Source organism: Nitrosopumilus sp. K4 (assembly GCF_018128925.1).
Lineage (GTDB): Archaea > Thermoproteota > Nitrososphaeria > Nitrososphaerales > Nitrosopumilaceae > HKST03.
The window spans coordinates 951,067-962,832 of the sequence record NZ_CP067007.1 but is presented as its reverse complement, the minus strand read 5'-3'; the positions used below and the strand labels follow the sequence as shown (position 1 = coordinate 962,832).

18 protein-coding genes and 1 tRNA gene are annotated in these 11,766 nt (G+C 34.0%); 8 read left to right on the top strand and 11 right to left on the bottom strand.

Annotation, left to right across the window (positions count from 1 at the left end; all coding sequences use genetic code 11):
* Window positions 1–4: 4 nt before the first annotated feature.
* From NsoK4_RS05810 to NsoK4_RS05775, 8 genes are all read right to left on the bottom strand, one after another.
* Complete coding sequence (locus tag NsoK4_RS05810; RefSeq protein ID WP_211686053.1) at window positions 5–226, bottom strand: DUF167 domain-containing protein; 222 nt, start codon at window positions 224–226, stop codon at window positions 5–7.
* Between the two features lie 34 nt (window positions 227–260).
* Window positions 261–1,031 carry a Fe-S cluster assembly ATPase SufC gene (gene sufC, locus NsoK4_RS05805; protein WP_211686052.1) on the bottom strand — a complete coding sequence of 257 codons (771 nt, stop codon included), beginning with the start codon at window positions 1,029–1,031 and terminating at the stop codon, window positions 261–263.
* Window positions 1,032–1,133: 102 nt separating this feature from the next.
* A complete protein-coding gene (locus tag NsoK4_RS05800; RefSeq protein WP_211686051.1) occupies window positions 1,134–2,090 on the bottom strand; it encodes a transcription initiation factor IIB family protein in 957 nt (318 codons plus the stop codon).
* Window positions 2,087–2,335 carry an H/ACA ribonucleoprotein complex subunit GAR1 gene (locus NsoK4_RS05795; RefSeq protein ID WP_249111000.1) on the bottom strand — a complete coding sequence of 83 codons (249 nt, stop codon included), beginning with the start codon at window positions 2,333–2,335 and terminating at the stop codon, window positions 2,087–2,089. The genes NsoK4_RS05800 and NsoK4_RS05795 overlap by 4 nt, the downstream gene beginning before the upstream one ends.
* 95 nt (window positions 2,336–2,430) lie before the next feature.
* Window positions 2,431–2,730, bottom strand: a complete 300-nt coding sequence (locus NsoK4_RS05790) for a signal recognition particle subunit SRP19/SEC65 family protein (protein WP_211686049.1) — start codon at window positions 2,728–2,730, stop codon at window positions 2,431–2,433.
* Window positions 2,731–2,734: 4 nt separating this feature from the next.
* Window positions 2,735–3,115 carry a 30S ribosomal protein S8e gene (locus tag NsoK4_RS05785; RefSeq protein ID WP_211686048.1) on the bottom strand — a complete coding sequence of 127 codons (381 nt, stop codon included), beginning with the start codon at window positions 3,113–3,115 and terminating at the stop codon, window positions 2,735–2,737.
* A gap of 59 nt (window positions 3,116–3,174) precedes the next feature.
* Complete coding sequence (gene scpB, locus NsoK4_RS05780; protein ID WP_211686047.1) at window positions 3,175–3,750, bottom strand: SMC-Scp complex subunit ScpB; 576 nt, start codon at window positions 3,748–3,750, stop codon at window positions 3,175–3,177.
* A gap of 51 nt (window positions 3,751–3,801) precedes the next feature.
* Window positions 3,802–4,476, bottom strand: coding sequence for a chromosome segregation protein ScpA (locus tag NsoK4_RS05775; protein ID WP_211686046.1), 675 nt, complete (start codon window positions 4,474–4,476; stop codon window positions 3,802–3,804).
* Window positions 4,477–4,571: 95 nt separating this feature from the next.
* Between NsoK4_RS05775 and NsoK4_RS05770 the strand changes: the two genes are divergently transcribed.
* Both NsoK4_RS05770 and NsoK4_RS05765 read left to right on the top strand, forming a co-directional pair.
* Complete coding sequence (locus NsoK4_RS05770) at window positions 4,572–5,624, top strand: alcohol dehydrogenase (RefSeq protein ID WP_211686044.1); 1,053 nt, start codon at window positions 4,572–4,574, stop codon at window positions 5,622–5,624.
* Between the two features lie 53 nt (window positions 5,625–5,677).
* Entirely contained in the window at window positions 5,678–6,427 is a 750-nt protein-coding gene (locus NsoK4_RS05765; RefSeq protein ID WP_249110999.1) for a response regulator, read from the top strand.
* Here the strand turns inward: NsoK4_RS05765 and NsoK4_RS05760 are convergent.
* On the bottom strand, window positions 6,419–6,919 hold the full coding sequence (locus NsoK4_RS05760; RefSeq protein ID WP_211686042.1) for an Lrp/AsnC family transcriptional regulator: 501 nt from the start codon (window positions 6,917–6,919) through the stop codon (window positions 6,419–6,421). The genes NsoK4_RS05765 and NsoK4_RS05760 overlap by 9 nt on opposite strands.
* Window positions 6,920–6,969: 50 nt before the next feature.
* Window positions 6,970–7,530, bottom strand: coding sequence for a YkgJ family cysteine cluster protein (locus NsoK4_RS05755; protein ID WP_211686040.1), 561 nt, complete (start codon window positions 7,528–7,530; stop codon window positions 6,970–6,972).
* A 105-nt stretch (window positions 7,531–7,635) separates the two neighbouring features.
* On the opposite strand from NsoK4_RS05755, the gene eif1A reads away from it, so the two are divergent.
* Window positions 7,636–7,947 carry a translation initiation factor eIF-1A gene (eif1A, locus tag NsoK4_RS05750; protein ID WP_211686038.1) on the top strand — a complete coding sequence of 104 codons (312 nt, stop codon included), beginning with the start codon at window positions 7,636–7,638 and terminating at the stop codon, window positions 7,945–7,947.
* Window positions 7,948–8,013: 66 nt separating this feature from the next.
* A complete protein-coding gene (locus NsoK4_RS05745; protein WP_211686036.1) occupies window positions 8,014–8,205 on the top strand; it encodes a cold-shock protein in 192 nt (63 codons plus the stop codon).
* A gap of 87 nt (window positions 8,206–8,292) precedes the next feature.
* Here NsoK4_RS05745 and NsoK4_RS05740 read toward each other — a convergent pair.
* Window positions 8,293–8,418 (bottom strand) — tRNA-Tyr (locus NsoK4_RS05740).
* 108 nt (window positions 8,419–8,526) lie between these two features.
* On the opposite strand from NsoK4_RS05740, the gene NsoK4_RS05735 reads away from it, so the two are divergent.
* The 4 genes from NsoK4_RS05735 to NsoK4_RS05720 all read left to right on the top strand — a co-directional run bounded on the left by NsoK4_RS05735 (window position 8,527) and on the right by NsoK4_RS05720 (window position 11,672).
* Window positions 8,527–9,138: a hypothetical protein gene (locus tag NsoK4_RS05735; protein ID WP_211686034.1), complete on the top strand. Its 612-nt coding sequence runs from the start codon at window positions 8,527–8,529 to the stop codon at window positions 9,136–9,138.
* A gap of 335 nt (window positions 9,139–9,473) precedes the next feature.
* Window positions 9,474–10,385: a HEPN domain-containing protein gene (locus tag NsoK4_RS05730; RefSeq protein ID WP_211686032.1), complete on the top strand. Its 912-nt coding sequence runs from the start codon at window positions 9,474–9,476 to the stop codon at window positions 10,383–10,385.
* Window positions 10,386–10,523: 138 nt separating this feature from the next.
* The gene (locus NsoK4_RS05725) at window positions 10,524–10,934 is read left to right on the top strand and encodes a translation initiation factor IF-5A (protein ID WP_211686030.1); all 411 of its coding nucleotides are present in this window, start codon (window positions 10,524–10,526) and stop codon (window positions 10,932–10,934) included.
* Between the two features lie 69 nt (window positions 10,935–11,003).
* Complete coding sequence (locus NsoK4_RS05720; RefSeq protein WP_211686028.1) at window positions 11,004–11,672, top strand: hypothetical protein; 669 nt, start codon at window positions 11,004–11,006, stop codon at window positions 11,670–11,672.
* Window positions 11,673–11,766 lie beyond the last annotated feature (94 nt).

The following is an 11,766-nucleotide window of genomic DNA, read 5'->3' as shown; positions in this document are numbered from 1 at the left end:
AAAACTAGATTTTCTGTTGTGAAATTTCTATTATCTTTTCTTGAGATTTATGTCCTGATTTTATTTGAACCAGTCCTGATGATACCCCAAAATGTTTTGCTAGTTTCTTAATAATTTCCATATTGGCTTGTCCCTTGATTGGTTTTGATTTTAATCCTATGTTGATTTGATCCTCTTTAACTTCTAAAAATTCTTTTGAAAATTCTACGTGTACTTTGTAAATCAATGATTGTGGTATAAAATAATCTGTTTAAATTTGATTATGCGGTTTGTTCTAAAATCCAATCATAACCTTCGTTTTCTAGCTTGTCTGCAAGTGATGCATCACCTGTTTTCAAAACTTTGCCTCTTGCAAACACATGCACAAAGTCTAGCTTGTCTAGGAACTTTAGGATTCTTGCATAGTGAGTAATCACAATAACTGTTGCATCTTTTCCTGATACTTGACTAATTGCTTTTGCAACTGCCTGGACAGCATCAATGTCTAAACCCGAATCTGGTTCATCAAGAATTGAAATTTTTGGTTTTAATACTGCCATTTGTAAAACCTCTGCGCGCTTTTTCTCACCGCCTGAAAATCCTTCATTTAGATATCTTGATAGGAATTCTTCTTTTAATCCAACCTTGTTTAAGTTATCTTTGAGATATTTTTGAAATTCTCTTACTGTGATGAATACTTCTCTGTCTTCACCTTGTAATGCTTTACTTAGTGAGTTGTATGCTGTTCTAAGAAAATGGGAAAATCCTACCCCTGCCACTTCTGTTGGATATTGAAATCCTAAGAACAATCCTTTCTTTGCACGTTCATCAGCTGATAATTCTAAAATACTTTCACCATCTAGCAAAATATCTCCTTTAGTAACCTCGTATTTTGGATGTGCAAGTAATGTGTAAGCTAAAGTACTTTTTCCAGAACCGTTTGGCCCCATGATTGCGTGAACCTCTCCTGGTCCTGTTTTCAGATTTACACCTTTGAGAATTTCTTTTCCTTCTCTTGCTACGTGAAGATCTTTGATTTCAAGTACTGCCATGATGCGTTTTGGTTGTTTCTATATATAATACCCACGAAAATTAGTTGATCCTAATCGAGTTGGTTCTAAAATAATAAAATGAAAAGAGGGGGGAATTTGGGTTTAGTTATTGGCCAGAGATGGTCTCAAAGTAATTTTGAGTTTGTAGCTTGTTAGAATCTCTTTGCATCTGTTTCTTATTGTTACTTCTGTGACACCTGCAATGCTAGAAACATCTCTTTGTAGAACGTTTTGACCAAGCAGTACTGAGGCTACATATAGATATGCTGCTGCAATTCCATTTGGAGCCTTACCATCGGCAATACTGCTGTTTTTGGTCTTTTCAGCAATCTCCAAAGCAAGTCTTTCTACCCTTACTTCGGTTTGTGTCATGTTTGCAATTTTTGAGATGTATTTGTCCATGGTGACAACTGGAGCCGTAATTTGACCCATTTCCATTACCATGGTTCTATAGTATCTTGCCGCAAGTTTCGTTTTTGATTTTACATCTTTGGGTGCACAAATTCCTCGACAAATTTCTTCGAGGGATCTTACTACGTCGCATTGTTTGCATGCCATGTAAATTGTAGCAGCTGTAATGCTTGCTACTGATTTTCCCTTCACATCAACATGTCCGTCCAAATTTCTGTATATCATTGAAGCAGTTTCCAAAACATTTTTTGAAAGACCTAGTCCATCACATGTTTCGCCCATTTTTGCTAACACGTTTGCTAGTCTTCTTTCCCTTGGTGAGGAAACTCTAACTCTTTGTTGCCATTTTCTGAGATTGTGCATTTGATTTGCAACTTCATGATTGATTGTTTTGCCACTGAAGTCTTTAGTACTGATTGCTATTTCTGTAGCAATTCCCAAATCATGTTGGGAATAAGTTGTTTGTCCTGTTGCTCTTGCTAGTCTCATCTTGTCTTCTAGATTCGAACTTTTCGTTTCTGGTCCATAATCTGCAATCTGATCAGCAACTACTACGCCGCAACCAGAGCAGATAACCTCTCCATTCTGAATGTCGTCAATTAATGATGCTTGACATTCAGGACAGTTTTCTGTTTGTAATACATTCATTTTTTTCTTCTCCTAAATTTTTTCTGTGTTGTTACAGGAGAATTTTCGGTTGCGAAAACACTTTTGCCAATGTACTTTTTGATGTTGTTTGTTAATGGACTTGCTGATGCAAACGGTCTTTTTACTGGACCGATTAATTCCATTACTTTTGCAACTCTAGTTCCTTTCTCGTCGCAGAGTATGTTTCCTTCTACTACCTTTTCAGATAGTTGAATGATTACCCTGCCACTACCGGCTAGGTGCATTATTTCGCCTACCTCCTGCAATTAGAAACACTAATCATGATATTCTTATCATAGACTTCTGTCAACTTTACTTTAGCTAAGAGCTAGAATTGATTTTATTTTGATTGTTTGGAACGTTTTAAAACTAATTTTTCTGAAATCTTGTTAAGAATTTTTGTCTTTGAGGATCCTTTTGGTAACACAATGTATCCTGACCTGACAAATGGCCGTCTAGGAAATCTTACTTTGTCATCTGTTTCTGTAATCTCAAATCCTGCAGATTGAGCTGCATCTGATAATTCTTTTAATGATGGATCAAAAATACACTTTTCTTTTTCTAATTTCCGTCCTTTTGATCTTGGTAATGTCTTGTTGAAATAATCCAACCAGATTACGATGTGTTCGTAATCTTTCATTCAATCACTTTAAGAGAACTGCGTTTACTATTCCGGTTTGCCCTGGTTTAGAAACGACTTTGCATTTACCTTCTTGTGTTTCTAATATTGCACCTTTTGTAATAATGCCTCTTCTTTGATAGTCGTTGTTTGTTGCATTCTCCAAAACTTTGAGAATTTTTGTCTTCTTTACTTTAGCATCACCTGTTGCTAGATTAACAAAATCAATTGACTTTAAAGCAGTTTTTCTATTATCTCCGCGAACTCTTCTTGTAATGGTTACCTGAGCTCCATTGACAGCTTCGTTAGGATATCTGTCTGTTTCATATTTTCTTCTTATTCTTAATGGATGTCTTCTTCCACCTGTTGTTTTGCTGGTTGCAAGATTTTCGACGGATTTTCTCACAAACTGTCTTTTAACTACTCTAATTTATACAAAACGCAAAGATTTAGGCTTGATTGAATTTAGTTCAACTCTGTTACCATTGTTGGAGGGGGTGTGGTTGACCTTGTCGCAGTCTTTCTGACCTTAGAGAACAATCTTTGTTTTAGATCTTCTACATCTCCTTGTATCCCAAAATATTTTTGGAATTTTTCTGTGGTGCTGTAAATTTTCAATCTTCCTACATTTTGGTGTGTGATAAAGTCTAATTGTTTTAATTCTTTTAGATGTGCATATACTCCTGATCCTCTGGTTTCTACAAGTTGTTTTGATGAAATTGGTTGACTATATGCTATGTATGATAATGTCTTCAATGTTGCATTTGGTAAAATTGGTTTTGCTGCGTATTTTTTTACTGTTGAGCTGTACTCTGGTTTTAATTGAAAAACATATGATCCATCTGGTAAAGTGACTACTTCGATTGCTTTAAAGGCTGATTTGGCTTTTTTCATGATTGATTGTAAGCATTGATGCGTCTTGGTTCGAGATTCTGTGCCTGAGGCTCTGATTAATTCTTCAATTCTAAGCGGCCTTCCTGCTGAATAAAGTGCTGCTTCTATTCTTGCTGTTGCCTCATCTAGATTCTCTACTTTTGTCATACCCAAACCTCCTTGAAAATATACTTAAAGAAATTCTTTCTCCATTTTTGATCAGTTTGTAAATTCCTGTTTTATCAGGGTAATTTTGATATCGTCTTCGACCTGTTCTAAATCTGCTTTTTCATCTCTTGCCAAAAATAATGCTGCAAAGAAACATCGGATTGAATCAACTTCATCAAGATCTTTTATGATGTCTTGTAGTAAACCCCAACCCTGTGCGGTGATTTTTTTGATGATCAAGTCTTCGTATTTTCCAATAATGCTTTCAAGTGAGATGAAATACTCTTGGAAGTTTGGTGGCTCTATTGGCTCGATCTCAACACTTCTGCTTCTTCTTGATTGAGGGTTTGCAATTGAACCAATAAGATTCTGTAATAATCCTAACAAGTCATCTAGTGAAACTGGATATGTTGACTCGTGACGATATGGTATGTCGATTAAGTCGATATCTATGTCTGTTCTTTGTCTGATTGGTTTCTTTTCCATTGCTGCTTTTTGTAATGCAAATATGCTCTCAACTTTCATTCTGTAAATTAATGAAGATGATAATGCTGCCATTCCTGCAACTCTAAGATCTTTTTTGCCACTTTTTTCAAGAATTCTTATTAATAAATTCAAAATCTGAATTAGATCAATTTCCCAAACATCTTTTTTTGCAGCCGATTTTGGATCAAATAGAATATTCACTGGTGCAGTAGAAATGCTAGGTGGTTGTTCTTCGCTCACAGGAATGATCACTCTCTATTCAATAATATCTAGAGGCTCTATTTTTTTCTCACATCCAGTCAACTCTTATATTGTTAATGTGGAATTGCTAATTCATGAAATCAGCCCGTATTACAGGACCCAATGAACCCTTGAAACTATCTGAATCTGAAACCCCAACACCTCAAGATAATCAGGTACTGGTAAAGGTCAAAGCAGTTGGTGTGTGTCATAGTGATTTGCATCTGTGGGAAGGTGGGTATGATTTAGGTGATGGTCAATTCATGAAAGTTACTGATAGGGGAGTGAAATACCCTGTTACTCCTGGACATGAAATTGCTGGAACTGTTGAGGCCGTTGGTAATGATGTTTCAGGAATTTCAAAAGGTGATCAAATACTCGTTTATCCTTGGATTGGATGTGGTCAATGCCCTGCATGTAAAGTTGAAAATGAAAATTTGTGTGACACTCCAAAATCTCTTGGGGTTTTCCAAGATGGCGGTTATTCTGATTATGCTCTTGTTCCTCATTACAAGTATGTTGCAAAATTAGATGGACTAGATCCAGAAGTTGCTACATCATTGGCATGTTCTGGTCTAACGGCATATACTGCAATAAAAAAATCAAATCAAAATTCACCTGAATTCTTAGTCGTAATTGGTGCTGGTGGTTTAGGTTTAATGGGTGTTCAAATTGCAAAGGCAATTACTAAAGCAAAAATAATTTGTGTTGATCTTGATGATCAAAAACTAGAAACCGCAAAAGAAATGGGTGCTGACTTTGTCGTAAACTCTAAAGATCCAGAAACTGCCAAAAAAATCATGTCTATCTGTAATGAAAAAGGAGCAGACAGTGTTGTTGACTTTGTGAACGCTCCTCCTACAGCTAAACTAGGATTATCTGTATTGCGAAAAAGAGGTAATTTGGTTTTAGTTGGTCTCTTTGGTGGTTCACTTGAAATGTCTTTGGTCACAATTCCACTAAAGTCCATTATAATACAGGGTGCATACACTGGAAATTATCATGATATGGTAGAATTGCTTGACCTTGCAAGAAAAGGAGTCATCAATCCAATGATTTCAAAAAGATATTCTTTAGATGAGGCAAACAATGCCTTAGAAGATCTTAAAGCTAGAAAGATTCTTGGACGTGCAGTAATTAATCCATAGTTGTCCTTAACACTACCAAAATGTTATAAAATAACATACTACTGACAATAATATTGGATGTTAAGGCAAATTGCGAAATTGCATTAACTCATTTGAAAAACAGACAATTCATTTCTGCACATAACATGTTTTTGAATCAAGCAAACGACCTACAAAAGAAAGATTTTCTAAAATCTGCACTATTGTACATATTGGCATCTGAATGTAAAACCGAACAAGGAAAAGAATCTAAAGATGAAATCTTACAAGCTGCAAATCTGTTTTTAAAATATTCAAAGTCTAAAGATGCAAAAAATATTCAAGGATCTTTACTTTGTGCCTCAAAATGCTTTTTGAGTTTAGGCGAATTTGACAAAGCTAAGGAAACTTATCAAAAAGCTAAATCAATAATTCCTGAAACTGTGGATACTCTAAATACTATTGTAATAATAGATGATAGTAAAGCAATTGCATTAAAACTTAAAACATATGTTGAAAAATTAGGATATCAAAATATTTTTGTTTATGAAAACGGCAAAGATGGATTGAAAGGATGTCTGAAGCTATTTTCTGAAGACAAAAAACCTATCATCTTGCTTGATATGGGATTGCCTGATATTGATGGTGATGTTGTGGCCTCAAAATTACTTAAAGAAAAACATGATGTACAAATCATTGTAATTACAGCAGATGAAAAAACCACAAAACGAGTATACAAGACTATTAGTTCTGGCGTAGCTGCATTTATTCAAAAACCATTTACTCTAGATGAGCTCAAAAAAGCAATTGATATTGCTGAATCTGAATATTCCTTATTACAATAACAAAAGTGACATGTTCAAAATATTTGCATCTTTAATATCGATCTCATTAATTCTGTAATCTGTTAATTGTTCTGAAAACTTTTCAACAATCCTTTGAGCAGTGTTTTTCTTTTCGGATTCTACTTGGATTATTGCAAACATGTTCCATTCTCCCTCCATATTTCCTACAAGCAAATAATTATCTAGTTTTGTGATAAAATCTTTGATTGAATCTTTTACAACCTCTAATGATTTTGATGGTTTTAATTTCATAAAGACAGCTTGATACTCTATAATGCCTGATACATCTGTTAGAACGGCCTTGTATCCTTTTATGATTCCGCTTTTTTCTAACCTCTCGATTCTTTTTCTAATTGTTCTATCTGAAACATCTTCCCCTGCCTTTTTTAATTCAGATGCAATTTCTTTTGACGGTGTTCTTGCATTATTGTTTAAAATTTCAATAATTTTCTGATCTATTTTATCCAGGTTTGACCATGCGTCTTCACTCATGATATATCCATAATTTCTATTGTTTTTGTATTTTTGGTTTATTTTGTGTCTTATTGTTCTAAAATCCAACCTGAAAGAACTTCTTTCTTGTCTGTTTCTTCTCCTATTCCTGTAGCATATCTCCAAACAAATTCTGAATTCGTATTCATTTTTGATTTGATTTTTAACAATGATTCTATTTCTAAATTCAAATTTTCATCTGCATTTCCGTTTTCTTTGCAAAATTTGCATTTCTGATCTAATTGAATCGGTTCATTTTCTAACAATGGGTATGTCATACAAGCTAATGGTCTTTCTGAATAAATCTTGCATGGGTGTCCTCCATGTGGTGATTTGTCATTTGTTTTGGTATCTAAAAACGGACATGTGTTTCCATTTTTTTCAATTCCCATCATCTGATATGCTAAAACTTTTGGTAATTTGTTAGGACTGTCTGAAACACCTATTCGTGGAATAATGTTTATTTTTATATTGTTATTCTTTGCAAGTTTTTCAATTTTTTCTTTTTCTTCAGGTAAAACTAATACTCCTATTTTTCCAAATTTCTTACTTGGATAATACTCTCTTTCAATACAGCATTGCGAGCAGTCTTGAACGCAGTGAAATTCCACATTTTATTTTTGTTGTCTATAAATAAAATTCCTATGCTGATTGATTTTTTCTAAAAACCTGAGAAAAATCCCCACAGTTATATGCAGAAACTGTGGATATACTGTATGGGTAAACGCCAAGTTAAGAGCGAAAGTGATCTTAAAGAAATAAGATTGCCTGAAGAAGGTGAAATGTTTGGAAGAGTTCTTAAGATGCTTGGTGGTGAAAATGTCCTTATCAAATGTACTGACGGTGTAACAAGAAGAGGCAGAATACGAGGAAAACTGAAACGTAGAGTGTGGATTCGTGATAATGACATTGTAATTATTGCACCGTGGGACTTTAACGAGTCTGAAAAAGGCGATATTGTATGGAGATTTACTTTGCCTCAGGTAGAATGGCTAAAAGACAATGATCATATCCCAAAAGATTTCTAGATCTGAATTGCTCGCTGAACATTAGATAACTTACTTAATATAGTGAATACATTATTTGCAAATCAAATGGAACAAGGTACCGTAAAATGGTTCAACCGAACAAAGGGCTTTGGTTTTATCGAAAGAGAATCTGGTGAAGATCTGTTTGTTCACAAATCAGATGTTGATGGATTCATCAATGAAGGCGATAAAGTCGAGTTTGAAGTAGGCGAAGGTAGAAAAGGACCTGCCGCCCAAAAAGTCAAGAAATCAGCATAGGCAATAGTTTTTTAATTTAAGACATTTTGTTTTCTTAAATCAGTCTATCTTTTTATTATTTTTACACTGTTTACCGGGAAAAATTTGTGGTCCCAAGCGAAGGAATTGAACCTTCGACAACCCGGTTTCTGTATGCCTGATATGCTGTTATTCGGTCAGCCATCAAAGCCGACAACTACAGCCGGAAGCTCTACCAGGCTGAGCTAGCTTGGGACAAATTCCCGAAGTTATCTAGTATTAAAAAACTATCGAAGATGCCTATTTTTGAAAAGATCGTTTCATTCCATACAGCATAAATAGTGTTTTTGGGCATTTGTCCTAGTGTCCGAACAAGAACTAACTTACTTTGGATATGTATGTGCTCCTTATCTTCATAACCATAAATCTATTGAACTAAAAGATCAGTGGATATCCTCAAAAAATATAGAAGAATTGTTTTTTGTCACGGGAACTTTTTCAAATGAGAGCAAACCGTATTTTTCAGATTCTACAAACCATTATCTTCTTGCTAAATTCAAAAATGGTCAACAAATAACTGAGGATCTGATAAAACATAATCAAGAAAAAACTTCGTTTGTTTTTAGAGTAAAGGAAGATCTTTTTGAGAGGGAATCTACAGGTGATACAAACTTTGTATCTGTTTATTACTTAGAGTATGGCGAATCTGGAGAAGACCATGTTGAAATTGCAAACCTTCTTCTTAAAAAAGACAAGATTCACATGGCGGGATTGGGATTTATGGATACTTTTTGCAAAACTCCATCCAAATTTACGTTTCCTTATTCTGATAATATTGTGATCATTGAAGTTTCAAGTGAAAAAAGTCACCAAAGCGTAAAGAAGTATTGTGATGAAACCCGACGTGATGTAAATAGAAAAGGTTTGACAATGACTAATTTGGTGAGTCTCTCAATTTTAGATCAACTAAAGTAGAAAAGTTAAACCGAGCACTTGCCTGCCGAGTAGAATAGTCGAAATTATACCTAAATTTGCTCAATTTGGCGATCATGAGTAGAATTCATTATTTTTCTACTCTGCTGGAATTGGATGTTCTAACCACTCATAGGCGATTTTTCATTCAAAGATTTTCCTATGTTCTACTTTTCTAATCCTCTCATGTCTATTCTGACTAAAAGATTATTTTCCTAGTGAAATACTCTCTTTTACTGATGCAATGGACATCTTATGCCCCTCTACTAAATTTCAAAGTGGACCAAGATTTCAGTATTGGAAATTTCCAAATAATTAAAACAATTACTGATGATTTTTTGAAAAAACAACATATTGATTTGAAACCTCTTGATGAATTCGAACAAAAAATGATTCTTAATTCGCCTATGCTTGTAGTTAAACTGAAAATTCAAGAAAATGTTGTAGATGTGTTAAAACAAGTGATGAATGGTGGTTCAGCTTTGGTTGATAGGGGAAGTATATCTGATAAAATAGGTAGTGAAGGTTCTGCTGAAGTAAATGGATTTCTAAATGTGTTGACTTTATTCAAACCTTGGATGTTCACTCCTTTATTTGCAGGTCCTATAATCTATCGAGGTTTTCATGAGGGAATTCATGCTGGTTGGACTAGTGGGACAATTAACCCTAAAAGTGTGGCATATCCAAAATTTTATTATAATTTAACTAATTCTGAAATTGAAGAATTACAAAATTTTTTTGTAAGTATAAGTACATTTTTTGATTCTAAAAAGAACAAAATATCTAATAGAATAAATTTTGCATATTCATGGTTAAAAAAAGCAAGAGAAATTGTAGATGTTAATGATAGACTGATTTTTTTAACAATAGCAATTGAATCTTTAATGTCTAAAGAAACTGATGAATTATCATATCGTATTAGTCATCGTACATCTGCTCTCCTAGGAGAAACTCTTCTGGAAAAACAATTTATTTTCAGAAACATGCGTAAAATGTACAAAAAAAGATCTAGTCTCGTTCATGGTGTTCCTATATCTATAAGGTTTGCAGAAACAGAATTTTTACTTGAAGTGTTACGAGTATTGATTCTCAGAATGATGTCTTTGTCTTTGAAAAATTATTCTGATGCCAATTTATTGGATGAATTACTTGATACTATTTTTGAACCTGATCGTGTTAAAACTATTCTATCTGATAGCACACAACTTTTTGGAAGCAAAGCTCATTTTCATACTTTTTTGACTCGATAATTTTTTAAAATCTTCTGGTTAGTATTTTGAATTATTTTTACTCTGAAAAATTTTTAGGTTTCTTTAAATATTTTTTGGATCTATTCAACTCGTCACCCAATTGTAAACGTTAAATATTCGACAAAAACCTGCTTTTTCATGAGTAAGCCAGCAGACCTTGGTTCATTAAAGATTGGTTCTTACATTTTACTACCTGTAGGTGATCAAGCAACTGGAGAACCATGTAGAATCGTAGAATACGATACGTCCAAACCGGGAAAACATGGAGCCGCTAAAGCAAGAATTGTAGGTGTTGGTGTTTTTGATGATCAAAAAAGACCTCATGTGGGGCCTGTCAGCATGCAAGTGCATGTGCCTTTGATTGACAAAAGAACTGGACAAATTATTTCTATAACTGGTGAAACCATCCAAATCATGGATTCTGAGTCTTTTGAGACCATTGATGTAACCCTAGTTGATGATGAAATCCAAGGAAAATTAGAAAATGGTCAAAATGTCGAATACTGGAAAGTTATGGACAGAACAAAAATTATGAGAATCAAATCTTAGGTTTTCTTTTTCTTCTTTTTATTGACTATGAATTAATTATTAATAATGGTATTTTTCATCTAATGTAAATTGAATTTTGAAAGACTCTGCAACAAATTACTTAACTCCAATCCAAAAATACGATTTACTGGGATTTTAAATTCACGGGGCTCTTTGATTGCTCACAAAAGTAGAGCAGATGCTGCTTCATTACTGACTGATGACGAAGTAAAGATGTCTGTTCACTATACTTATGATAGGTGGAACCGCCTTCAAAACCTTCAACATAGGCTGGGGAAAGTAAGAGAAACTGTTACCAAATACGATAATGTAATTACCATTACTTTGATTTTCGAAAATAATCTGTTTTTGATTAGTGCTGATCCTAACTCAAACTCTAGAAAAATTGTTTCAGAACTGTGGAAACTGATTGATAAAAAACAAGTAAAACCAGCAAGAAAAACTGCAGCTAAAAAGAAAACCACAAAGAGAAAACCAGCAAGAAAAACTGCAGCTAAAAAGAAAACCACAAAGAGAAAACCAGCAAGAAAAACTGCAGCTAAAAAGAAAACCACAAAGAGAAAACCAGCAAGAAAAACTGCAGCTAAAAAGAAAACCACAAAGAGAAAACCAGCAAGAAAAACTGCAGCTAAAAGAACTGTAAGACGTCCTTCTAGAAAAAATATCTCAAAATTAAAGCCTAAGATTGACACTCTTGAAAAACGTGTAAACTCACTTTATCAAAAATACAAAAAATAATTTCCTATTTCTCAGTACACAAAATCTGGTTATGTGATGTTTTTCAGACTAAAATAACACTAACCTCAAACAGAAATGGATGCTGATGATGATT